Annotated in this window: 16 protein-coding genes; 4 read left to right on the forward strand and 12 right to left on the reverse strand. The window is 47.5% G+C overall.

The genetic code is table 11. The features are described from left to right. Positions 1-7: 7 nt before the first annotated feature. The 7 genes from BLS14_RS13880 to BLS14_RS13910 all read right to left on the reverse strand — a co-directional run bounded on the left by BLS14_RS13880 (position 8) and on the right by BLS14_RS13910 (position 10,961). Positions 8-667, reverse strand: a complete 660-nt coding sequence (locus tag BLS14_RS13880) for a TVP38/TMEM64 family protein (RefSeq protein ID WP_063568231.1) — start codon at positions 665-667, stop codon at positions 8-10. 285 nt (positions 668-952) lie between these two features. Continuing rightward, positions 953-2,536 carry an HNH endonuclease gene (locus tag BLS14_RS33550; protein ID WP_371121630.1) on the reverse strand — a complete coding sequence of 528 codons (1,584 nt, stop codon included), beginning with the start codon at positions 2,534-2,536 and terminating at the stop codon, positions 953-955. Between the two features lie 624 nt (positions 2,537-3,160). Beyond that, positions 3,161-4,336, reverse strand: a complete 1,176-nt coding sequence (locus BLS14_RS13890) for an acyltransferase (RefSeq protein ID WP_063567780.1) — start codon at positions 4,334-4,336, stop codon at positions 3,161-3,163. 250 nt (positions 4,337-4,586) lie between these two features. Continuing rightward, positions 4,587-5,933 carry a cryptochrome/photolyase family protein gene (locus BLS14_RS13895; RefSeq protein WP_079695429.1) on the reverse strand — a complete coding sequence of 449 codons (1,347 nt, stop codon included), beginning with the start codon at positions 5,931-5,933 and terminating at the stop codon, positions 4,587-4,589. 27 nt (positions 5,934-5,960) lie between these two features. Next, positions 5,961-7,121, reverse strand: a complete 1,161-nt coding sequence (locus BLS14_RS13900) for a response regulator (protein ID WP_079695428.1) — start codon at positions 7,119-7,121, stop codon at positions 5,961-5,963. A gap of 99 nt (positions 7,122-7,220) precedes the next feature. Beyond that, complete coding sequence (locus tag BLS14_RS13905) at positions 7,221-10,319, reverse strand: hybrid sensor histidine kinase/response regulator (RefSeq protein ID WP_090952314.1); 3,099 nt, start codon at positions 10,317-10,319, stop codon at positions 7,221-7,223. Between the two features lie 216 nt (positions 10,320-10,535). Beyond that, the gene (locus BLS14_RS13910; protein WP_371121631.1) at positions 10,536-10,961 is read right to left on the reverse strand and encodes an SRPBCC family protein; all 426 of its coding nucleotides are present in this window, start codon (positions 10,959-10,961) and stop codon (positions 10,536-10,538) included. 313 nt (positions 10,962-11,274) lie between these two features. On the opposite strand from BLS14_RS13910, the gene BLS14_RS13915 reads away from it, so the two are divergent. Next, the gene (locus BLS14_RS13915) at positions 11,275-12,057 is read left to right on the forward strand and encodes a class I SAM-dependent methyltransferase (protein WP_090952317.1); all 783 of its coding nucleotides are present in this window, start codon (positions 11,275-11,277) and stop codon (positions 12,055-12,057) included. Positions 12,058-12,288: 231 nt separating this feature from the next. On the opposite strand, the gene BLS14_RS13920 is transcribed toward BLS14_RS13915, so the two are convergent. Beyond that, entirely contained in the window at positions 12,289-13,323 is a 1,035-nt protein-coding gene (locus BLS14_RS13920) for an NADH:flavin oxidoreductase/NADH oxidase (RefSeq protein ID WP_063567774.1), read from the reverse strand. A 318-nt stretch (positions 13,324-13,641) separates the two neighbouring features. On the opposite strand from BLS14_RS13920, the gene pepT reads away from it, so the two are divergent. Then, positions 13,642-14,880 carry a peptidase T gene (gene pepT, locus BLS14_RS13925; protein ID WP_064641664.1) on the forward strand — a complete coding sequence of 413 codons (1,239 nt, stop codon included), beginning with the start codon at positions 13,642-13,644 and terminating at the stop codon, positions 14,878-14,880. A gap of 147 nt (positions 14,881-15,027) precedes the next feature. Here the strand turns inward: pepT and BLS14_RS13930 are convergent, their stop codons facing one another. Then, positions 15,028-15,720: a Crp/Fnr family transcriptional regulator gene (locus BLS14_RS13930; protein WP_090952321.1), complete on the reverse strand. Its 693-nt coding sequence runs from the start codon at positions 15,718-15,720 to the stop codon at positions 15,028-15,030. Positions 15,721-16,387: 667 nt separating this feature from the next. Between BLS14_RS13930 and BLS14_RS33555 the strand changes: the two genes are divergently transcribed. After that, complete coding sequence (locus tag BLS14_RS33555) at positions 16,388-16,846, forward strand: methyl-accepting chemotaxis protein (RefSeq protein WP_371121638.1); 459 nt, start codon at positions 16,388-16,390, stop codon at positions 16,844-16,846. 210 nt (positions 16,847-17,056) lie between these two features. On the opposite strand, the gene BLS14_RS13940 is transcribed toward BLS14_RS33555, so the two are convergent. After that, on the reverse strand, positions 17,057-18,475 hold the full coding sequence (locus BLS14_RS13940; protein WP_063567770.1) for an alanine/glycine:cation symporter family protein: 1,419 nt from the start codon (positions 18,473-18,475) through the stop codon (positions 17,057-17,059). A gap of 447 nt (positions 18,476-18,922) precedes the next feature. Between BLS14_RS13940 and BLS14_RS13945 the strand changes: the two genes are divergently transcribed. After that, positions 18,923-19,852, forward strand: a complete 930-nt coding sequence (locus BLS14_RS13945; RefSeq protein ID WP_063567769.1) for a response regulator — start codon at positions 18,923-18,925, stop codon at positions 19,850-19,852. Between the two features lie 118 nt (positions 19,853-19,970). Here the strand turns inward: BLS14_RS13945 and BLS14_RS13950 are convergent, their stop codons facing one another. Together BLS14_RS13950 and BLS14_RS33480 are read right to left on the reverse strand one after the other, a co-directional pair. Then, positions 19,971-20,147 (reverse strand): aspartyl-phosphate phosphatase Spo0E family protein, encoded by a 177-nt coding sequence (locus BLS14_RS13950; RefSeq protein WP_053782597.1) that lies wholly within the window; start codon positions 20,145-20,147, stop codon positions 19,971-19,973. 344 nt (positions 20,148-20,491) lie between these two features. Continuing rightward, complete coding sequence (locus BLS14_RS33480) at positions 20,492-25,687, reverse strand: rhamnogalacturonan lyase family protein (RefSeq protein WP_090952324.1); 5,196 nt, start codon at positions 25,685-25,687, stop codon at positions 20,492-20,494. Positions 25,688-26,057 lie beyond the last annotated feature (370 nt).

A 26,057-nucleotide genomic window follows, 5' to 3' on the forward strand; every position in this document is an offset into this window, starting at 1 on the left:
CGTAAGTTTACGACGAAATAGACTTTCCAGAGGAGTGACTCAGATCATTCATTTCCTCACGATTGGATGACGAACGGGTAAAATGCCGCTCCAGCTTCCGACTTGCCCAAAGGGATACCGCGATAAACAACAACACGCCGCCCCATCGCACAGGGTGCTCCATAAACTGAGCTACATTGGAACCGATATACGTCACACAGAAGATCATAATGGCTTTACCAAAACTCACCGCAAGCAGGAAGGACATTAATCTCATCCGCGCAATACCTGCCGCTACATTAATAATGACGAACGGACCAACCGGAAAAATACTCAACAAAAACACATAACTGAATGCATTCCGCCGAATCCATACCATGCTGCGCTGCACACGGGGTTTATTAGCCCAACGTTCCACAAAAGCCGACTTCCCAATCTCCCGTACAATCAGGAACGTAACGGTACAGCCGAGTACCATCCCGATCCATGAATATAAAAATCCTGCCCATAGCCCGTACACCGCTCCGTTAACCCCAACAATGAGCAGTGTAGGCAGCGGGGGCACGAACGATTTCATAAAGGTAAGCAAAATTGCCGGTAAAGGGCCCAGGGAGCGAAACTTCTCCAGCCAAAAACGAATATTCTCTTCCGTAATATAGGACATGATGTCCAAAGATGCCGGGTTCATCTGCTTCCCTCCAATCTATACAGTTCAAATTTACTAAAGATGTGGTGCCCATTATAAAATACATCTGGTAAACCGATGTGAAGTTTCACGACTCACTTCTCCCCAGTATAACGTACATATGAGCGCTGTACCGTTGTCAATTTGAAGAAATTTCACCAGCGAAGCTAAAAAACAAAAAAGCACACCCTGACCCGTTCAGTCTTGGTGTGCTCTCTATATCGGATACCCCGCTTGAAACCCATGGTGAACAAGCTTGGGGAAGTATTTGTATTTCGCATAAACCGTTTATTCTAGCTGAGCTTCCTGCATTGCCAATTCATTCAGCTCTTCCTGATGCGCAGCATTCCACTCGGGAATACCGGAACGCATGAATTCTTCGGCATCCATCGCTGCTTTGGACTGGTTGCACAGATTGCAGGCGCAGACACAGTTAAGTGGGGTGGTATGCCCACCTTTAGCTCGTGGCAGAAGATGGTCAATCGTGTCTCCATACGATCCACAGAAGTAGCAGGTATAGTTATCACGGGTCAAAATAAACCGTTTGAAATCCTTGTTGCTAAACAATCGACGGATCGTGTACCGATTAACCACAACAGCGGCTTTTTCCTTGACCAACGTGACCGCCAGCTCCATATCCACTTCCTGATGCCAGCGCCGCCCTTTGTCCGTCTTGCCACGCATGCGCACCATGCCCTGCCGATTCGTCCGAAGCGATGACGGATCATCCGGATCAATCGCTACAGGCACCGCCGGAGTATGACGGCGAGGACGGCTTTCCGTTCCAGCCCCGTGACTGCGGCTGGAATGTGCAGGCGCCCGCTGCCCGGATGATCCGGCACGGGCTGCGTCTTCGCCGCCTGCCTTAGGCGCACGCTCCTTGCGTGCCGGGCGCGGCTTCGACCCGGGCGAGCCTGGCTGGCGCCCGGGTGCAGGAGGCGCAGCCTCCATGGCCGTGCCCGGCGCTTGGCCGGGGGCGGGCTTTGCAGCAGCGGCAGGCTGTGCGGCCGCCGCTGGGGGTCCGGCGACCGAGGCATCGCCACGGTCGCTCAGGTTCAGCGCACTGGCCTCAGCTATGCTGCGGGCCTGTCCTGCGCCGGACAGCAGCGCGGCAGCACGTTTGCGGCGCCGCTTGCGTTTGCGCTTGGCTGCGGTCGGCTGATCCGCAGCCCCTGACTCTGCTGCCGGGCCTTGCGGCTTGGCTAGCAGCAGAGCTTTGGCCGCCGCAATCTCCTGCTCGGCGGCCCGATCCGTGCCAGCGGCTATACGCGCGCGGGCACGCTTCGCGGATGGATCAGCATTCGCTGTATGCGTCTGCGAATCCCTTTCTTGCAGATCAGCCCTCGTCTGCGGCTGATCTACCTTCTCGCTCTCCACCTCAGTTCCGGAGAGCGGCTCCGTTTGCTCATTACCCGACTGCAGTTCTGGGCGCTTCGCCTTTCTCCTCCTTCTCCTCTTCTTGCGGTTGCCCGAAGGCGAAGAAACAGTTGAAGAAGCAACGAAGTCAGCCGTTTCACCCTCCATCGAAGAAGATGAACTTACGGACGGCTTAGACTGCTCGTGTCTTTCTGAAGTAGAAGCAACAGAAGGCGTACTATTTGCTGTATCGACGATCCGTTCTGCTGTATGACTTGCAGATGCAGAAGGCCGTGCAGCCGCAGCACCTTTATGACTCTTTATCGCCTCATCCGTAGGCCGGAGTGAGGTATTATCGTTATCGGCTTGTCCACCGAGCTGACGACAGTGACGACAAGCGCCACGTCTGGCTCCCGGGCCAGCCCGCTTTCCGGTTCTTCGTCGAAATTCGGACAAAGGTCGCTTTTGCCCGCAATACATACATGTCTTGGTCAGTTGCGCTTCATGTTCCGTCATTTCCTGCCGGAAAGGGGCCGAGCCCATCTCCATGTTGTCACCTCGGTTCCGTATGAATCCGGTTTCTTTCTATTGTATCACATCTGCTCGCCAACACACTCATAGCCAGATGTCCCATAGTCTTTGGTCTTGTACTCCTGGGTCTGCCCCACGCATTCGTGAAGGATGTGTTCCACGTATTCCAATATATCTTGCATCGGTTTCCCGCATTGTTCACATGTTGTCATTGTTCTCACCTTAATCCTGTTCTTAAAAGTCAATACATCCATTGAATAAATGAATTTACACTGTTTTACTACGCTGGCAGAACAACCTTCCGATCGCTGTTACCCCCAGATTTCTTTAATCCCCTTTTTAAAAGGTAAAATCCGGTGCTAAAGGCGAGCGCTACGCTTCTTCAGGTTTTTTCTGCCCTCTCCGTTAGTGTGTATTTTTTATTCAAACCTAGATTAGACTTATAAATTATTTAAAATGTGTTCCGCCTTCTCATTACCCTTCGCTTATGAAAAAGAAACATCCGTTCCCCATGTATGAATCTAATCGGCAATCAAAAAAACCGTTCCCCGCTCAACCCTAATGGTCGACCAAGAAACGGTTTATTATTCCTGTATTAGCATAAATATTTTAACGAACGTCGAGTTGTCCCGAGTTTTGTTGTGGTACCAGACGTGGCTTCGGTTTTGGCAAATTGCCGAATATTACCCATGCAAACGGAACAAATCTTGCCGTGAGTCCAACCACAATCCACGATGCGATTAACGCCACACCAAAACCTCCGGCGTACCACAGGTGAATCAGCCAGGATACCCCGGTTTGTGGTGGATAATTCCGATAGATCAACAGGAAGAATGGATGTATCAGATAAATACCGAAGGACAGTGCCCCAAGCCGATTGAGCGGCTTAACGATCAGCGATGGTCCTTTGCGATAGAGCAGGTACGCAATCTGAATGAGCACCAACGCACAGGCGAACGTATGCAGATTCCAGAAAAACTCGTACCACAGCGTGTTATATGTCGCAATTTTCAGGCGCAACAGATAATAAATGTATACATGGCCGAGTCCGGCAAAAATCCATACCGCCCACAGCAAAATCCATGAAACTACACGAGCTTTGGTTGCATTTTCCCGACTAATGACAAACCATTGTTTAATCTTCGGAAAGTATACCCCGATAAATGCACCCAGCATGAAATAAGAGAAGTACGAGAATGCCCAACTTCCCTTGTTCGGCACCTGGAAGCCATATTTATTACTTACGATAAATGCCCACTGAATGAGTAACCCAATCGGTACCGACCATTTGACAACTGAGGGATATTTCTTGAGCAGCCACAATACCAACGGGAATAACAGATAAAATTGCATGTTAATAAATACAAAGTACAGATGCGTATACGCCTTGCCGGTGAACAGTTTTGTTATGAAGCTTACTGCTGATTCTCCGAACGGACGGCCCTGATAATGCGTGAAGTGCAGGATAACAAAATACATTAATGAAAATAGAAAATACGGTAGTAAAATGTAAACAAATCTTTTTTTGTAAAAATTGCTGACCAGCTTCTTATCTAGCGGGCGAGAATAATAGTTATAGAACAGTACAAAACTGCTCATGAAAATAAACGTTGGTGTACCATATTTCATAAAAATATTAATAAAATTGTACAGCCAGTAATACCCTGAACCCGTCATGTCTACCGTCGCATATGAAGTGGAATGCACACACAGCACACCGATGATAGCCATTGCCCGTACGAGATTCAGCTCTGGGATTCGCTCTCTTTTGATTGTTTCACTCATAATTAGCGTTTCTCCTTAATATGTTTCGTTGATATGTCTAAGATGACTTAATACGATAAGCACACTATCTATTAAAAAGCATAAAGCTTAAGATGGGTAGTCCAAATTCTTAAAAGTTCCTAAATATTCAACATGTTTCACAGTCTTTTCATGTCTATATATGTAAAAAAGACCGCTATGACGCGGCCTGCGAGCTTGCTTCGTATCTGTCCAAAATATTGCTGGTTCACTGGGATGAAAATGGTAAACTTCAATGCTGACGACTAGCTAGAATTTGTTTATAGATCTCAATAGCCGATTGTCTTGAGGTTTTCAGATCCACAATGGCATCCTGGCGAGGCTGATGAATCTCTTTGCTATGCAAACCCTTCAGGTCAGGCAGCCATTTGCGGATATAATCCCCTTGGGGATCATACTTCTCTGACTGTGTCACCGGATTGTTCACCCGAAAGTATGGAGCTGCATTCTCGCCAAGTGATGCACACCACAGCCAGTTGCCCCGGTTTTGAATATTGTCATAGTCACGGAGCTTACGTCTGAAATACGCTTCACCCAGCGTGTATGGGCACTGCAGATTTTTGGTAAGAAACATTGCGGTCAGAATACGAAGCCGATTCGGCATATGTCCAGTCTCATTCAGTTCCGTCATCGCTGCGTCGATAATCGGAATGCCTGTTTCGGCCTTGCACCATCGTTCGAAGTGAACCTCGCTGAGCGCCGAAAGATCATAAACTTTTTCATATGTAAAATAATGACTCTCATACACTGCCCGATACAGGTAGAAGTCACGGAAACACAATTGTCTGATCCACTCGTCCGAATGCTCCGTGCGTTTCGCAGCATCGTACATCTTGCGGATGGATACAGCCCCCACAGCTACATAAGAACTGAGCCGGCTCGGTTCATAAGCTTCATATTCATCCCGATGGTCGCCGTAATCGGCAATTCTATCAGATAAAAATCCATCCAACATTAGATGAGGATCATTCAAATCAGATACATCATACGCCAGCAATTGTTGTGGTACCTGGAAGGTCTCTGGCCATTCTATCTGCTGATCACTGACCTTCACCTCTGCAACCGTAGTGGTTGAAGCTGGATTAGGATGCTCATTCATGAATTCCACCCAGCGTCGGTGGAAGGCAGCAAATACTTTATATGGCTCGGACTTGCCCGTAAAATCAGCGAATCCCTTCAAATCCATCAGCAGATGATCCGTCAGCTGCGTAAATGTGACTTCTCGTTCCTCGGTTACCTTGCGTATTCCACGGTCCCGTTCAATTGCATATGGGGTCATATCCCGATGAACTACAACTTCATCTATACGACCTTGCATCTGATCGAGAATATAATCAATCACCTCAGCTGGTTTGCCATAAGCCATGTGCAGCGTACGGCCTGACTTGCGGTACCGCTTACCAAGCTCTACAGCATGCTGTAGAAAATTCACTCCACTATGTTCCTGTTCACGACCTTGCCGCAGCAGAAACGGATCATAGATGAGCACATGCAGACTCTCTGCATCCTGGTGCAGTAAATAATCGAATGCGACCAGGTCATCTGTGCGCAAATCTTTGCGATGTATGAATAACTTCATGCTTCATCCTCCTGCCTGAACTTCTGCCTACTTTGCCGTTAAATCTTTATACAGCCTGCTTGTCTCCGGCTCCGGTTGATGTCCCAGTTCCTCAAGCAGGGTCAGCGTAAATGAATGATATATTCTGAGTATGGCTTGTTGATCATCCATGGATGCACTTACCCTCATCATTAATCGGCAGATTTCTTCGGCATATGGCTCCCGTTCCTGTAGTTCACTCAACTGCTCCATCGCTTCCTTGCCCCGTCCATGCTTCATGTCCCATTCCGCGATATCCATAACCAGTCCTATATACTTACTTCTCAGATCTCTCGCTTTGGCTTGAGCCCAGCGATAATCATGCTCCTCCAGATAGTCACCACGGTAGAGGGGGACGATATCCCGCAGTTGATCGACATTGTCTGATGTAACGTCAGCGTATGCCATACCTTGCTCGAACTGCTCTACATCACTCACCAGATTACCCGATAACAAACGATAGCGGTTCATGTTGTATTCCAGCTTGCCCGTCATGTTCCATTCTTTCAGCAGTTTACGGATCTGATAAACGGAAGTATGCAGATGGGTTAGCCCTTTCTCTTGCGAGACATCCGCCCACAACTTATCGAGCAGAATCTCTTTGCTTACCCAATCCCCTCTATGGTGAAACAAAAAAGCAAACAGTTCTTGCGATTTGGCTGTGCGCCACTTGTGCTTCTCTGCTTCCTGATCCAGGCTTCTGTAAATATCCAGATGTTTAAAAGTAAGCAATCCAGGCAAACGGATATCCAACTCCACAGCCTCAGATTCCTGAACCTCAGCGGTTGCAGCAACCTGAGAGGATGAGGATATCATGCCTGCGGCAATGCGATCGATTGTTTTGGCAAGCCTCGCTGAACTTACCGGCTTCAGCACATAATCCAGCGCCTGAAGTTCAAAGGCTTCAACCGCATGATCGGCGTAAGCCGTTATAAATATAATGCGAATACTGCTGTCCAATTGCTGTATATATTCAGCCGCTTCCAGTCCATTCATTTCCGGCATGCCAATGTCCAGAAACACAACGTCCACACGCTCTTTTGCCAGAAAATCCAGACCGGCACGGGCTGTTGAAAAACACTGCACGGGGGTAATCCGCCCATCCGATCGTAACAGGCGTTCCAGATGAAGCTGCGCCGGTTTCTCGTCATCGATTACAATGGCTTTCATCGCTCTTCCAGCCTCCTGCCGTGAATTATTCAATGGGAATACCGATTATCTTGGCATTCGTTTAATAATCTGTTAACCAAATTCGCCTAACTCGGCCCATTATTTGGAACCATTTTTCTTCTCCACAGGTATGCGAAACCGTATTAGCGTTCCTTTCCCCGAATGACTCTGAATCTCCAGCCCTTGACCATATAAAGACAACAGGCGCCGATTAATATTCTGTAGCCCTACACCTCCAGGACCTTCGATTCGCCCTGAACTTACCTGAGCCAAACGCTCAGGAGGTATGCCTACTCCATCATCCTGTACCACAATGACGATGTGTTCATCCTCCCTGGTAATGCCCAGGTTAACCATGCCGCCTGCAGCACGTTCCATCACCCCATGACGAATCGCATTCTCCACAAGCGGTTGAATACTAAGCGGTGGCAGGTAAAGACGAACATCTGGGTCGATATCATAATGGACCACCAAACGTTCCTCGAAACGTGCTTGTTCCAGATGTACATAGGACTCCACTAACTCCAGTTCCTTCGCTAGTGGAACCAGTTGGTCGCGGTTCTGGAAGTCGAAACTTCCTCGCAAGTAATGACTCAGTTCAATAAGCAAATCGGTCGCTTTATCCGGATTGACGGCGCATGTCGCTATGATGACGTTGAGCGCGTTATATAGAAAGTGCGGTTTGATCTGGGCCTGCAAAAAAGCCATTTCCGTACGAACAACCTCCTGTACCGAGGTACGCATCTCAATTAACGTCCGTACTCTTGCACGCAATTCGCCTGCATCCACAGGTTTGCTCAGAAAATCATTTGCTCCTGCCTGGAATCCCATTTTGATATCCTCTGGCAGCCCGCGAGCTGTCAGCATTAGAATGGGCAACTCGGACAAGGAACTGTTCTCACGAAGCTTACGGCACAGCTCAAGCCCGGACATTTGCGGCATCATCCAGTCTGTAATGACAAGATCAATGGAGGGGTGTTTTTCACGAAGCTTCAGTGCTGCTGCCCCGCTATCTGCTGCAATGACACGGTAACGTTCCGTGGATAGAAGATTGAACAATACCTGTCGATTCACAGGATCATCGTCCACAATCAGAATGGTATGCTCTGCTTCCAGATTATCATCCGTCTCATCCCAATCCATTGCTGCTGCCGTATCCTGCGCTCTTCTTTCTTGGGTAGATACATATTGGGCTGCAACAGGCCTCGAACTCGCTTGCAGCAAAGGAAACTGCACAACTGGCAGGGTAAAATGAAAGGTCGAACCTTCACCTGGCTCCGAATCTACCCAGATGCTCCCTCCGCCAAGCTCGACCAGTTTACGAGTGATACTCAGTCCAAGACCAGTTCCCTCGTTAACCCTCTCACTTGTTCCATTGCCCTGCTCGTAAGACTGAAATATGTCTTCCAGTTTACCTTGGGTGATACCGACACCTGTATCAGCGACAGATACCGTCACCATAGCTCCATCCACACGAGCATAGATACGAATCTCACCCTGCTTCGTGTACTTATACGCATTGCCCAGCAGGTTGTACAGAATCTGCCTTAGGCGATCCTCGTCCGCTTCAACCAACGGCAACGCTGGAGGCCATTGCTGGATCAGTACAACCGGTTTATCTTCAAAGGTAAAACCAGAGACTTCAACAACCGTTCGGGCAACTGACTCGAGGTCCACAGCACTCCGTTTTAATTCAATTTCACCATTTTTGAGCTTGGAAAAGTCCAGAATATCGTTTACCAGCAGCGAAAGCCGCTTTCCAGTTGAGGTGATCATGGACAGATTTTTGGCCTGCTTGGGTGTGACCGCCCCGGCCGCCCCTTCCAGCATCGATTGAGCTATATTAATGATGCCATGCAGGGGAGTTCTCAGTTCATGGGACGTATTCGCCATAAACTCATCCTTGAGACTGTCGATGGCAAGCAAACGTTCAGACAACGCTTCAACTTCACGGAATGACTGTGCAAACCGAATCGCTGTTAGAATCATCTGTGCAAAGACAAATAACAGCAACTCATACAGTGCTAGAAATGTCGTATCCACGGTGGTGAAAGCACCAACGGTGTGCAGCACAACCACCATAAATATACTCATCATGCTCATCAGGACAAAATGACCGTCATTCGGTTGCTTTTTCAGCCAATGGAGCATCGCTCGCAGCGTGTAACCAATCACCACGAGTGAAATTAGCAGCATGGGCAGCTCCAGCAATGAGAACAGAACAGGAGACAATGTAAGACCCACCGCGCATTGGACGAGTACCAAAACCACACCCAAGCGAACAAACCATTGATGGACCGCTCCAGGTACCAGTGCATCCATATAACGGAGCAAGAAATAATACGCAAGAGCCGCGCTGATTAATTGAAGCCGCAGAATATCATTATTCGGTAAGAACGGTAACAGTGTTCCCAGCAACTTCTCTCCATGAGTCAATGCGTACAACGCACCGGATAGGCTGAATAATCCCAGATACTGAAGCTCTTTTTCACTGCGCCGCAGCCGGAAGAGCATCAGGAAGAAGGCCGCTGGCAGAATAAATCCGAACAGTGTCATCAGATCCTTGAGCCAGTCCTGCTGTTGGCCTTTCAGAATGCTGTGCTCGTCTCCGAACAAAATGGATGCAACAATGCCGCCAGACGAGTAGCTGTAATTCGATACCTGAATGATAATATCTGCAACGTCGCCATCTATGGAGGTAAATCCCGTAAAAGGCAAATTGAGCTGAATATCGGTATTTTCCGTTGTACCTGGCAGCCCTTTGCCGCCAATCTCTTTGCCATCTATGAATAAACGATGGGCCATGCGGATATTTTGAGTACGTATCCCATAATCGTTCTTCTCTAATCTCGGGGGAATGCGAACACGCAAATGATACGTTCCATAACCGTGCGCCTCTCCAAGAGTTCCATTCCATCGGGATGGGACATGGATAGGGAGAGGCTTGGAAATCGGCTTGCGTCCAGATACATCCGCTTCAAAGTCAACGGGTGTCAACAATTGGCCCGGATAGAAATCCCACGTACCATCCAGGGAAGCAGCCCCCTGTCTATCGAAATTCCAGCCGGTCAGGTCCATAACCCCATCATTCGCATGAGGGTTGCCGCGCTCGGTAAATAACGTTTGTACAATGGAACCCAGAGGAAAAACAACAATACATATAAAGCTAATGGTGAGCATAACCCAGTGTTTTCTCATCTATGTAATCCTTCCGCCTCCATGGCGAGAGACGTCTAATTTTGTCGTTTTATACCTATAACTCCATGTTACACGTTTCTGTTGCTGACGGAAATAGTTCTTACATGATATTTTAACGTCAAAAAAGCCACAGGCTCAGCTACCGGAATGCAGACCGGAGTAAGACCTGTGGCTTTCTTGAATTTGTTGACTATCTGTTTTACTTTTCTCGTTTCCTTACGCTTGTCCAACGACCTGGGCCAGTTTCTGCACGATTCCAGCCCATCCCTGCTCCATCCGTTCACGAATGATGGCATGAGCCTGTCCAAATTCAGTCAGTTTGTCCGCGTCCCAGCCACTGTGAATCAAGGTAAAGTCGGTGTCTTGTCCTTGCTCCGTCAGTTCAAACGTAAGCGTCCAGTCCTTACCCCATTGGAATGACAGCTTGCGTGGCGGCTGAACTTCCGTAACTTTACACGGTGATTTTCCGAAGGGGCCAGCTTCCAGTATAAATTCATGCCCTTCCACTGGCTCTAGATTGCTTGGCATAAACCATGATTCCAAGCCTTTTGACGTCGATACAATCCCCCATACTTTCTCCACAGGCGCGTGAAGCAACAGCTGCTCCCGAATATCTGGCAATGCACTTGAAGATTCCATCATATCTCCTCCTAGATATATATCAGTATTTTGCATCATTCCATTTATCGCTCATGGAATTGATGCAAAATCCCCTTTTAACTTATTGTTCGAAATGAAGTGATGAGTGTCAAATATATTCCTCTAACAACAGATACTATATTGACCACCTTTGAAGGCAAACCTATAATTGGAATATATTACATACAAGGTGCGTGATTCCTTATGATAGTCTGCTCTGAAAAATTCAATTCCAACCGTTGCCGGAAGGGATAAACATTTCGTAGCTAGTCCCTTCCACATTCTCATTTTAATTATGTTGTGGAGGAAACGTTACATGTCTTTTAGTTATTATGGTCCATTATGTACTGAGGTTTATAATGCCACCAAGCCTGTTGGCCACTCCCTTGGAGGCGATATTGAATTTTACCGTAATTATCTGACGAACTGCAATGGACGCATCCTGGAAGCGATGTCTGGCTCAGGTCGAATGCTGATTCCATTACTTGAGGCTGGTTTGAACGTAGACGGTCTTGATTATTCAACGGATATGCTCGATTCATGCCGTGCTCTTTGCTCCATGCGGGGATTGCCCATGCCTGAATTGTTCGCTGCTGATCTGGAGACACTTGATCTTCCTTACCGGTATGAAGTCATTATAATCGCCGCAGGCTCCCTGCTACTTATTCAAGACAGGCAGGCTTCCATAAAGGCCCTGCGTAATCTGTATCAACATCTGGAACCGGGAGGTCGACTTGTGCTGGACCTCTTTCTACCCGATGTAACGAATACGACCTCACACTACTCAGGTACCTCGACTGTTCAATTACCGGATGGCGATACGATTACAATGGAGAGCAAAGACATCGAAATCAATATGCTTCAGCAGTACAAAGTAAGTTTAATTCGCTATGAAAAGTGGCGCCATGGCACCCTCATAGCCACAGAACTGCAACAGATTGCATTACGTTGGTACGGTGTGGAGGAGCTGCGCATGATTCTGGAACAGATCGGTTTCATCGACGTTGTTGTATATGCTGACTTCGATCCCAAACAGGCACCTTCGCGTTCTGATCAGAAATTTGTGTTTGAAGCTACACGAGGAATACCCTCGAAGTGATTTCACTTTCAGGCCAAAGCGCTAACGAATCGATCTCACCAGGAAGGATCCAAGATCGAGGAAGAAACGTGCCTACGATTTGTTAATCCGTAAACCTGTGGAAATTGCAGCTAATAACAGCTGTTCGGTTCGTTAGATCGTAATGATACAGAAAAGGGATGTCCTCCGTCATGTTCATGACTTATGGGACATCCCTTTTTAATTGCATTTATATAAATGTTCTAATTAAGATCAGTATCCGCGGGAATATGGCTGTGCAACAGGCGCTTTATCTTTGCTAACACCCAGTTCCAGAGCTGCATGAGTCGCCCAGTAAGGATCGCGCAGCATACCTCTGCCAACCGCGACCAGATCTGCATCACCGTTGCCGATAACTGCTTGAGCCAGTGCTGAATCCTCAAGCATACCTACCGCAATGACAGGAACGTTCAGTTCTTCACGGAAACGACGAGCAAAAGGCACTTGGTAACCAGGGTAGTTACCCGGTTTACGTTGTCCGGAAGCCCCTTCACCACCGGAGCTAATGTGGAATATATCCACGCCTGCTGCCTGATAGGCACGGGAAATTTCAATGGTATGATCAATATCATATCCGCCATCAGCGTACTCCACTGCCGAAATCCGCATAATCAGAGGCATATCTTCAGGCATTTCTTTTTTCACTGCATGAATAATCTCGACACCAAAACGGGAAAGATCCTGTCCATACGCATCCTCGCGATGGTTCATCAGCGGAGAATGGAACTGGTGGATGAGGTAACCATGTGCACCATGCAGCTCAATAGCATCGACCCCAGCAGCTACTGCGCGGCGTACACCGTCCGCAAACTTCTGTACCATGGCTTGTGTTTCCTCTGTAGTTAAAGCATGTGGCGTATTGAAGCTCTCTCCAGGGAAGGTAACCACCGATGGAGCTACAGGTCGAGCCGCATCCTCTGCTTTACGTCCAGCATGCGCGATCTGAATCGCCACCTTGGAGCCATAAGCGTGAATGCCATCCACCAGCTTGGTAAAGGCAGGAATGTGTTCATCTGACCAGATGCCCAAATCATTGTCGGTAATACGTCCGTCCGGATCAACATCCGTCATCTCAATCACGATCAATCCTGTACCCCCAACCGCACGGCTTACATAGTGTACCTGATGCCAATCGTTCGGAATACCGTCTTTGGCAGTAACGGAATATTGGCACATCGGTGCCATGACGACACGGTTATTTAGTTGAAGTCCCTTGAATTGATACGGGGAAAATAATTTCTCTGTCATTTCAATTACATCTCCTATTCAATATGATGATGATATATGTTGAGGCAATTCCTTGTTTTCCAGATCGGAAAACAGCTGCCCATGCTTGCCGCAGTTGTCCTGCTTCAAATCCTCAATCACTATTATGAACCTAACCTATAGAAATACAAGTACGTACTTTTTTGTGAGATAGTACCCTTTTTTATACCTAGTCGACCCTTTCCTCTGATGCATTCACCACAACTCGAAATGAATCTAAAACATGATATGATAGCCATACAGACATACAGGTTATAATATACCCAACTATAATAAACCGAGCCGAAGGAGCGATTACTGGTGAAAGATATTTTAATTCAAAGACTGACAACCTATGCTCAAATGGATACGCAATCCGATGAAAATAGTGAAACCTGCCCTTCCACACCAGGCCAGCTGGTCTTGGGTAAATACCTGGTTGAAGAATGTAAATCCATTGGATTGCAGGAAGTGACCATGGATGATAACGGCTACGTAATGGCGACATTGCCATCCAACACCGACAAGGATGTTCCAGTGATCGGTTTCCTCGCTCATCTGGATACAGCAACCGACTTCACAGGCAAAGATGTCAAACCACAGGTCATCGACAACTATGATGGACAGGATATTGTGCTGAATCAGGAATTGGATGTAGTGTTATCCACCACTGATTTCCCTGAACTGCGTGAATATAAAGGCCACACCCTGATTACAACAGATGGCACAACACTGCTTGGTGCGGACAATAAAGCCGGTATTACCGAGATCATGACGGCAATGGCCTACCTGATTGAACACCCGGAATTAAAACACGGAAAGATTCGTGTTGCTTTTACCCCGGATGAAGAGATTGGCCGTGGGCCGCATAAATTTGATGTGCCTGCTTTTGGCGCCAAATATGCCTACACGGTGGACGGCGGACCTCTCGGTGAGCTGGAATACGAAAGTTTCAACGCGGCGGCTGCCAAAATCACAGTACGGGGCACCAACGTGCACCCGGGCACAGCCAAAAACAAGATGGTCAATTCCGCTAAAATTGCGATGGAGTTGAACCGCCGATTGCCTGCGGAGGAAGCTCCCGAATTCACAGAAGGTTATGAAGGATTTTATCATTTGTTATCTATCGAGGGAGACGTCGAACTGACCAAGATGAGCTACATCATCCGGGACTTCGACCGGGAGAAGTTTGAGAAACGTAAAGCGTATTTGTTGGATGTCGTGGGCGAATTGAAAAGCAAATATGGCGAGAAAAGCATTTCCATTGAATTGAATGATCAATACTATAACATGCGTGAGAAAATCGAACCTGTGCGCCAGATCGTCGATATTGCACATGAAGCGATGACTCGCCTGGATATCGAACCTGTCATCCGCCCAATTCGGGGAGGCACAGACGGTTCCCAGCTCTCGTACATGGGTATGCCTACACCCAACATCTTCACGGGCGGGGAGAACTATCACGGCAAATTCGAATATGTATCGGTTGATAATATGGTGAAGGCCACACAGGTCATCGTGGAAATTGCTCAATTATTTGAACAGCGTGGAGATATTTAATTCAAACATAAAGCTACAGCACAGCAATTCAAATGGATCATCCACCGACAGGTGGATGCAAAACACCCTCTGGCATAGGACATGCAGAGGGTGTTTTTGTCGTACTAATGGTTTAAGAATGCTGTAAAATAGCAGAACTATCCTTATTTATTCGTACATATTACCTCCCGCAATTTCGCGCAACTGCTCCAGATTGCAGATGACAATGTTGCGCTTTTCTTTGCGGATGATTTCACGGTCGCGGAGGTCATGGATCACCCGGTTCAAGTGTCTATAGCTCGTGCCCAGCATATCCGCCAGCTCTGTTAGCTTGGAGGTCTGGATTTCTTCTGTGATCTGCTCCCCCTGCTCCATCGTGGACAACAAATAGCTTGCAAAACGGCTCTCGACAGGATAAAGCAGATTAAGACTCGACAGATTCGAGAAGGTATATAATTTGTGGGTCACATGACTGAGCATAAAATGGAGAAACTTCGGGTTTTCAGCATATGTATTCTTGAGATAGCGATAGCTTACACCGAGCAGCAGGCTCTTATTGACGGATTCCACCGTGTTTTTGGCTTCCTTGCCATTGACCAGCTCCAGATCACCTACCAGCGCAGGAGGCATACTGAAACGAAGCAACAAAGACTTGCCATTCGGCAGTGTTGTATAAATCTTGAGCTTACCCTGGACGAGAAAATATAATCGTTCGGGCCGTTCACCTTTGGCACATATAATCTCACCTTTGGAGGCTTCGAGCAACCTTAATTCAGCAAGCGCAGGTTCGTCGAGCACCTGATCCAGGCCATGCTCCCGCGCAAGCTGGCGCAGCAATCCAAAGTCCATAATTTCTCTCATCTCGGATAAACCCCCTGTGTGAATCTACATATACAATGGACACATGTCCCATAAACGATATAGGTTCGTACAAATATCTTGATATAAAAATAGTTACAACTAGATTTTATATCCAATACATTCATTCAAATGGGAAATATTCTAAAATTCAGCCTTCAAAATGACAATATTTTATGGAAAATGGAGTACATGATAGCGCACTCTTATCCGATGAAAGATAAAGTAATAAGCATAGTTACAACTGCTAATTTAGAATTCAAATAAAGAAAGGATGGTTCGACCTACTATGAACGTTGTAGATGCCCTTTTGAAAGTAATGCCTTATATCCGTCTGATTCTTAGAGAACCAGCCAGTCTAACGGTGTATGATCACGAGAAGGTATTGTATTCTGTCTCCACTGAAAAGTTCAATCTCGGATTCAACGAAGGCGATCCTCTTTTGGATGGATATAAGAACTTCACCGCTCTCAAGAACGGAAACGAAGCCTCTCTGACCCACCTGCCGGCAGAATACTACGGTATTGAGCTGGATGTCCTTAATATACCGATCTTTGATGACAATCATCAGGTCGTTGCTATTTTCTGCGTATCGTATGATCAATCGAACCAGAATCAGCTTGAAGCTATTATACAAGAAAACCAAACGATTAATGGAAACCTGGTTGAAATGGTCCAGCACGTTGCCGCTCATGCGGAGGAATTGCAGGCCACCAGCGAACAGATTCTGGAGAATACACGCCTGGCGGTAAAGAATTCGTCTCAGATCAACAAGGTTGCCGGGTTCATTCGTGAAATCTCGGAACAGACCAACTTGCTTGGGCTTAATGCCGCTATCGAAGCTGCGCGTGTAGGTGAAGCCGGAGCAGGCTTTGGTGTGGTCGCAACGGAAGTGCGCAAACTTTCTGTCGATGCCAAACAGGCTACCAGCGATATTGATATCAGCTTAAAAGATGTACAACAGGTTATTAAACAGATGGAAGTCGAAGTATCCCAGATTGCAGCTTCTTCTCAGGAGCAAGCCACGCTCGTATCCTCCTTTACGGATGTCATCGAGAAGCTGAATGAAGCCGGAGAACGCATGAAAGCTCTGTCTGAACAACTCATCAGTTACTCTGTGAACGATTAAGGGCAGGTACATCTCCCGATAGGATGGTTACCCATTCCACCAGATATACTGAACATTAACTACTTTATATGTAATAAACAGGACTTGGAATCCCCGTCCCCGTGACGGAAATTCTAAGTCCTGTTTTTTCATTTGTCTTTTTATCGTAGTGTATGTGGATCTCTTGTTGTATTTGTATCCGTTATTTCTTCGTTATTTAGCAACTTCACTTCATTTTGTTCCTACTACCTCGGCCTCCGACTCCCAGCATTCCACTTCGCCCGGAATGTGAATACGGTCCCGAGTAAAGATCGGGTCACGTCCTTCGGCCTTTTGTTTCTTGTAATCTTTCAGCGCATCGAATGTCACCTTGGACAGCATCAGGATGGCAATCAGATTCACCACAACCATCAGCCCCATGAATAGGTCGGCCAAATCCCATACCAGCTGGACCTTGGCAACGGCACCGAACAGCACCATCGCGATAACACACACACGGTATACCCACAGCCAACCTTTATTGGATTTGATAAACTCAATATTGGTCTCCCCGTAGTAATAATTCCCGATGAGCGTACTAAAGGCAAACAGGAACACCATGACTGCCAAAAATCCGGACGCCCATGAACCCATATGCACACTTAATGCCGCTTGAGTTAATTCAATTCCACCCAGATTGGAACCTTTGTATACACCTGATAGCAAAATAATCATGGCCGTGCTTGTACAAATGACCAAGGTATCCGTCAACACGCCAAACGCCTGAATAAGCCCTTGTTTAACCGGATGTGTTGTATCCGCCGTAGCCGCAGCATTCGGCGCACTACCCATACCCGCCTCATTGGAGAACAAACCACGTTTGACACCATTCATCAGCGCGGCTCCAAGTGTACCACCAGCGACCTGTTCAATGCCGAAGGCATTTTTCACAATCAGCGCAATCATGGCCGGAAGCTGTGTGATGTTCGACAGAACAACAAATGCAGCCACGCCAATATACAGCACAGCAAGAACAACGACGATGTATTCGGACGCCTTGGCAATCCGTTTAACACCACCCATGATGATTGCCGCAAACACAACGGCCATAATAATACCTACCGTCAACCGATCGATGCCGAATGAATTTTTGAATGCGACTGTAATCGTGTTGGACTGCACAGCATTAAAGACCAAACCGAACGACAACGTGATGAGAATTGCGAACAATATCCCCATCCATCGTTTCCCGAGGCCACGCTCCATATAATAAGCAGGACCCCCGCGGAATCCGCCCTTATCTTTGATTTTATAAATTTGAGCAAGTGTACTCTCCACAAAACTCGAAGCTGAACCAAAAATCGCGATAACCCACATCCAGAATACAGCCCCTGGTCCCCCCAGTGCGATTGCCAGTGCAATACCTGTAATATTCCCGGTTCCCACGCGCGCTGCCATACTGATACAGAATGCCTGAAACGGCGAAATTTTGCCGGGCTCCTTGCTCTTTGGCTCCTTGAGCACTTTCACCATATCTCCAATCATGCGGAATTGCATGAACCGGGTCTTGGTCGTAAAATACAAACCACATACGACCAACAAGATGATTAACAGCTTGGACCATAGAAAATCATTGAAAACTGCAATAATATCTTGTATTGTTTGCTCCATTGGCAATGCCCCTTTTCGTTGATGGTTCGTTAAAAAGCGTTCCCCAGCTGTATGACTGAGCGAAAAATTCTCATACTACTTCATAAAGGCATGCAGTTCTATCGCCTCAGACGGACCGTTTTCTGCTGAAGTACGATAGGTTAAGAGATCGTTTGTACCATTCTGCATATCTCGGAATCCACATTTTCGGATGTTACCTATACTACAGGGGCATCTACGGAAACCGACAAATACCTACACAGAAACATTTAAATTTTTTATAAATAAGCAACGTTTATCCATTCACTGTCACTTTATCTGACATATTTGTTAGCATGCACGGGTCTTCACATCAGGATATACAACCAAGTATGATAATAGGGGACATTAATAGCAGGGAAAGATCATTTATAGATGCAGAGAACGGAATATATAGGAGTTAACTTAATCAGAAAGGAGGACACGGAAATGCGTTATTTTATTGTGGATGATGATCCTGGGATTCGATCCATGCTGATGGATATTATTGAAGATGAGGGGCTCGGCGAGATTGCGGGGGAAGCTGAAGATGGAGCTCATATTCATGCTGAACTGCTGGAGCTGCATAAGGTGGATGTACTGCTGATTGATCTGCTCATGCCGCAGCGAGACGGGATTCAGACGATACGTGCACTTGAAGGAAGGTTCGATGGCAAGATCGTGATGATCTCCCAGATTGAGTCGAAAAATATGATCGGGGAAGCCTATTCGCTTGGCATCGAATATTATATTACGAAGCCGATTAATCGGCTGGAGATCCTGTCTGTTCTGCGTCTGGTGGACGAGCGTCTGCGTATGCAGCAATCCATCGCAGATATTCAGCGTACGTTGCAAGGACTGTCTAGACTGCAATCTTCCGAACGTGCTTCAACACCAGCCCCCGACAAAACAATTACGACCGCAGGACATTTCCTGCTATCCGAGATGGGCATGATCGGAGAAGCGGGCAGCAGAGATTTGCTGGACATGCTGGAATACCTGGAGCAGATTGAAACGGAGGAGCATAAGCTCTCTCCATACACGTTCCCATCACTTAAGGATATCTTCCAGAATGTAGCCATACGCAAACTGGGTTCCGATGCCTCACCAGCGGAAGTAACGAAGGAGATTAAAGCATCTGAGCAGCGCGTTCGCCGTGCAATTTTCCAAACATTAAGCCATGTCGTATCGCTCGGACTCACGGATTACACACATCCGAAGTTTGAGAATTACGCGTCGAAGTTCTTTGACTTTACGGAGATTCGCAAGAAAATGCTGGAACTACAAAATAATGTGGAGCCCTCCTTGTCTCAGACCCGCATTAATACCAAAAAGTTCGTTCAGGTACTTTATCTGGAAGCCAAGCGGCTGTTGCATTGAGGAGTAACAAAAAAAACATGCGCTCATGATTGAACTGGAATGATACAGCATTCGTTCTTCCTGCTGTCTATTCCAGCTATTATCATGTGCGCATGCAAAAAAAGCTCATCTATATCCATCAAGCCCTCGGCTTGCTTAAGTGCATTCGATTATACTCATTGATCAATTCATCCAGTACCATGGACTGCTGAAGCACATCGGGATGTCCAAATCTACCCTCGTTATGCTCTACCAACATATGAAGGTTATGTCTGGCTTTCTCTATTTGATTTTTCAATTCCAAACTCATAACCATCGCGTCTAATCCCTCCCTATTTCTGTGTTACATTTTAGGTTTTCCTGTCAATCTATAGTTGGATTAACATATGGCATAGTTCACATGGATGTTTTGTATCCTTCTCCAATTTTTGAAAGTCTCTATAGCTATCCCTAGAAGACGATCCGAAAATGGCTCTGCAACGCCTAATTGAAGGTTGGATTACAATTTCACGAGCAAATTTTCCCCACTAACTTCATAATCAAACAGTTGTGTCATTATTGTGTATGTTGAAAAAACCAAAAAACACCTCTCTATCTAAGGCTTACCCAAGGGGTTACCCTATATCGATAGAGAGGTGCTTTATCGTTAGATCACTTTAATCAATGTGTGACCTTCACTGTGATGACTTCGCTAGAAACCGATCCACTTTCGTTAATCCATTCCACAACGTACTCATACTCGCCAGGTGCACGATCTTTGATCACTGCTGTTGCTGTCTGTGCATTCGGAGATGCTGCAGTCAACGGTTGGCTGTCGACCTCTTGACCGTTCTCAGACAAACGATAGGAGGTGGCATTTGTGCCCCACCACATATTCATCGTAATCGTGTAGTTTCCATCCCCATCCCAGTTGTCATGAGAGAGCACCGGCTTCCCTGGTGCTGCATCACGAACGATTACGGTATGCGGAGCGCATTCGGTCGTCCCTTTTGAATTGATTAGTTCGCAAGTATATACATACGTACCGTTTACCCGACCCGAAATATCCGTGGATGCCTTTTGGGCAGAAGGGCTTGAAGCCGTGAGCTTCTGCGTATCGATCAGTTCACCGTTCTCATACAATTTATACTGTGTACCGTTATTCCCCCACCACATATTCATGGTGATGGTGTATGTTCCATCCGCCAAACCGTCGCCATGTTGGTTATCGTCGGACAAGGAAGGTACACCCGGTGCACCTGTGGCTTGGTCTGCGGCGATGACTGTCACTTCCACGGAAAGCTCGGTGATGAGTCCCGCGCCGTTAACTGCTTTGGCTGTAAAAGTGTGTTTTCCCACCATACCCGTCAGTGCAATCTCATCACCCTGTTCTACGGCCTCACCGTCCCAAGTCAACTCCAGAAGAGTAATCCCGGACTCCGGATCTTCTGCCTTCACATCAACTTGGAGTACATCCTCTTCACTCATCTGTTCCGCAGGCATGCCTGTAATGACCGGAGGTGTCGTATCTTCTACTTCTTGCGGACCACCTACATAACGAATATTCGGTGCCGCTGGCTGCTCCATGCCTACTCCAAGATGGAAGCCGGTATGTGGCGGCTGGTTATAGGCTACATTTTGCCAAGCTACCCCAAGGCGGTAGACTGGATCATGCATCAACGTGCGAATACGCACATCCGTCTCATCTGTCGTTGTATAAATGCGTAATTCCGAGCTGTCCTGACTGCGCCACATCACTTCTTCACGCCAGTCTCCAAACAGATCTGCCTGCAAACTCGGGTTCGCTTTGGTGCTATTGTTCGAAGCTGCACCTGTTGCCGTCAGCAGATTAACTGTCGTTTGGTTCTCATAATCCCATTTGTCGATACGAATATCATCCTGAAGCTCACGCAGCAGGTCACCGTCCCACCAGATGCCGAAGTTGGTGGACGATGGAATCTTCGTCGTGATCAGTTCCCCCTGAGCACTGTAAAGCCCGGTGATTGGAATATGCTCAGCATTGGTAATGGTTGCAGCCCATACCTCAGCTCCCGGATAGTTCGGATCAATATCGGCAGCCATGCCACGTCCGGTATCGATGCCTGTGAACACACCCCAGAGGATTTCACCTGTAGCCGCATCGCGCATTTCCATACCATACTTAGAATCTTTATGTTCGTGTACGTCGAATACTTCCAGTCCTGGACGTGTCGGGTCCAGATCACTCAGATGCATGGCATCGCCATGACCGAGTTTCGTATTGTAGAGCGGTTTGCCATTATCGTCGATGGCCATCGCACCAAATGTAATCTCATCCTTGCCGTCGCCATCCACATCTGCAACCGAGAGATTGTGATTCCCTTGGCCTGCATACTCGCCGTAGCCATCGTCGCTTGAGTCAAAACGCCATACTTTGCTTATCTTTCCATCACGGAAATTGTAGGATGCCAGCACAGTACGCGTATAATATCCACGGCTGAACATGGCACTTGGATGTTCGCCATCCAGATACGCTACCGCTGCCAGGAAACGGTCCACCCGGTTTCCATAGCCATCGCCCCAGGAAGCAACATCTCCACGCGGCGGATCATATTCCACCGTATCCAGTGCTGCTCCGGTTTCACCATCGAACACCGTCAGGAATTCATCACCAAGCAGAACGTAACCGGAACTGTTCCGGTGGTCTGCATTGGCGTCTCCAATGACTTTTCCTTGTCCATCGACGGTACCATCTGCGGTACGCATCATCAGTTCGGCTCTGCCATCACCATCGAAGTCATAAACCAGGAATGGAGAGTAGTGCGCACCCGCACGAATATTCGGTCCCATATTGATGCGCCACAATCTTGTTCCATCCAGCTTATAGGCATCCATATAGACAATACCGGTATATCCGGATTGGGAGTTATCCTTGCCGTTGTTTGGCGACCACATCAGAACAATCTCATATTCGCCATCACCATCGACATCGCCCACGCTGGCATCACCCGCATAATACGAATACGGCTGCCCGTCTTTCGTATAGGCATCAGCAGGCTTTTGCAGAGGTACAGACAGGTATTGCTCCTGCCAAACGCCGAATTCCTTCGTTGCCGCTTTTTCAATGCCGTTTTCTACCGTCATGACCCGGTATTTGGATGCATCCGTACCTTCGGCATCCGTAAAGTTGGTGCTTCCCGTTATCGGTTCATCGTTAAGCTTCACACCATCCCGATACAAATTGAAAGCAATGGTCTCGGCATCCAAGCCTAGCATGCGCCAGCCGATATAGTTGCCGTTTTCTGTTTTTATAGCCACCGGAGCACGGTCCAGATACTCCATTTCACGATTCAGCGTCGTTGCTACTGGTGTTTCGAGTGCAGCCGAAAGTTCGGATACCCCTCCCGCATTCACAGACGCCACTTTATAGAAATAAGGAATGGTGCTGAGAATGGTGGAGTCTGTGTATGTCGTCTCCTTGGTGCGAGCGATTAGATCATACGGTCCATCCTGCTTCACAGCACGATAGATTTGGTATGCACGCGCTCCTGTTGATTCCGTCCAAGTGATGGAGACGTCATTTTTGTTGATGCTTTGTAACGACAGACCTGAAGGAACCTCTGCCTTGTCTACAGATGAATCAATCGTCGATACAGGCAATGCATTGGATGCTACCGATTCCGTACCTGTACGATCCGCAGCCGTTACCGTATATACATAATTCATGCCCAGGTCAATCTTATTATCGGTATAGGTTGTTGCATCCGTGGTTGCCAGCAGCTCGGCCTTGGCCGCTCCAGTTGACTGACGGTATACCTTATACTGTACGTCATCGGCAATAGCATTCCACGACAATGCAGCGGTGATCGGATCACTCTCCAGATCCAGGCCATTCAGTTTCAGATTGGAAGGGGCCACCAATACAGGTGTAATCTCAAGTCCGTTGAGATGCGCCGTAGCCCCACTGAAGACCAGATTCATCTGCCCGTCCTGCACGGTAATCTGATTGATCACTTTTTCGGCAATATTCTGAGCACCGGAGGATACGGTTCCATAATCTTTGCCTTCGATGTTGATGTTGGTTTTTGCTGACCCAATCCAGTCCCCAGTGTACGTCTTGACCGAATAGGTACCATTCGGAAGATCCACTTTGAATTCATATGATCCGTTAAAATAGATCACGAAGTCACGACGCAGGTTATCCGTCGCACTGCCACGATCCCGATCCGCCATATTGGCGGAAGACGTTAATCCATAACCGCGTTCTGGTGTATACAGCGTATTCCGATTGACTTCCGTATACCCTTCAGCAACGGGAGAACCTACCGGGCCAAAGTCATATCGATACGTTGCCGATTTGGTGGTGAAGCTGACTTCATCCGAAGGATCGGATTCGCCGCGGCCATTCACAGCCGTTACTCGAACCGTGTACGACTTACCTTCAACCAAACCGCTTAGCGTTAAAGTAGGTACGGTTGCCGTTCCTGCCAGTTTGTAGGCAGTTTCCGGCTCTGTTGAGAGCTTACGGTATACTTTGTAGATGTCTGCGGTGTCATCCGCCGTCCATTTCAATACCGCTCCGGCGTTGCTAATGCTGCCTGCCTTCAATCCAGCAGGTTTGGCAGGCAATTCAGCTGGAACTTCAGCATCCTGAACCGCTTCCGATAACGGCAGATCCAGCTCACGAACCGCACCTGCAACCAGACGGGCAATCTGAATCGCTCCATATTCCTGGAAGTGCGTATTATCCGTTGCCCCGTTCGGGAACGCCTGATAGATGCCTGGTGATACATGGAGGAAAACAGACAATGTCGCTTCCGGTCCAATGGAATCATAGTACGCAATGCTGAGTGCGCTCAGATCAATCAGCTTCACATTTTTCTCCGAAGCGACCTCTTTCATCGCCTGCACATATTCAGGGAAAGATACATTGAACTTGCCTGTGTCTGCGTTAAAGTCCCTGCGACCCATTGGGGTTACGAGAATTGGGGTAGCTCCCCGCTGCTGCACGCCGTCTATGTAGGTTTTCAGATAGTTTTTGTAATCGGCGGGTGAAGCATAACGGTCAGGAACACTGATCGTTGCATCATTGTGTCCGAACTGCACGAATAGATAATCTCCCGGACGAATGAGGCGCAGAATCTCATCCAATCGGCCTTCGAAAATAAAGGATTTGGAGCTGCGTCCACCAATGGAATGGTTCTTAATCTCCACGGCATCACTGAAAAAGGACGGGAACATTTGTCCCCAACCCGCTTGGGGCTCCCAATATGGATTATACGTCTGCATCGTGGAGTCACCCGCAAGGTACACAGCAGGTTTATTCCCTGCCTCGCGTTCCTGTTGTTTGGTGATCACGAGCGCATTGATATTAGCGGCCGTTCCGGAGAATTCAAAGTTCATCTGCCCATCCACCAGGGCAATATCGAAGCTCATCTCCAGATATTCACCCGCTGGCTTGGTATTCTGCTGAACCTTGTTCATGCTCTCCACTTTGATCGCAATATCTGTGTTGCCTGCACTGTCGCCAGCGACAAGGGAGACGGTATAATCACCGTTTGGCAAATCCACCTTGAATCCGCCCCCATCGGCGATTTTGGCAAAATCGGATTTAATCGGATCACTTGTACCCCGATCCTGTACCGTTACCTTGGATACATCGGTGAATCCATAGCCACGTTCCGCCGAATACGCAGACGTTGCGTCCACACCTGTATATCCATTCGCAACAGCTCCTGAACCAAAATCGAATTTATAAGTGCCTCCACCGGCAGCTTCATCAGCCGATACGGCTGCACTTGCTGTTGGTGTGCCAAACATTGTTCCCCACCCCAGACTGGAAATTGTAAATACCCATAGGAGCAAAACCAAACCAACCTGCCGCGTCTTCGCGATCATGAACACCCATCCTTTCGTTTCCTCATCATAGAATGATTAAAGCCAGAACGATGGTACAACCCATAAGTAAGCGCTTGCATTTTGTCGTTTAAAAAAAGATTAACGGATCACCTCTTTAATTTTTTTATTTTCAAATTCTTTAATGCTTCACATCAGTAAACTTTGAGGCAAAGGTTTTCATTTCCCCTCGATACTATCCCTTCTTCCAGGGAATGAACATGTAATTTTCCGTCTTTTTCCACCAATAAACCGATTTCTTCGTTCTTGATCTCTAACACATGCCTTACAAGGGAAGGGATAATGCCCCAAAAGGTAATAAAATCCCTTTTCATACGAAATACATTCAGGTACAATAGGGCGATGTGTGTGT

The sequence above is a fragment of the Paenibacillus sp. OK060 genome, assembly GCF_900101205.1.
Taxonomy (GTDB): Bacteria; Bacillota; Bacilli; order Paenibacillales; family Paenibacillaceae; genus Paenibacillus; species Paenibacillus marchantiae.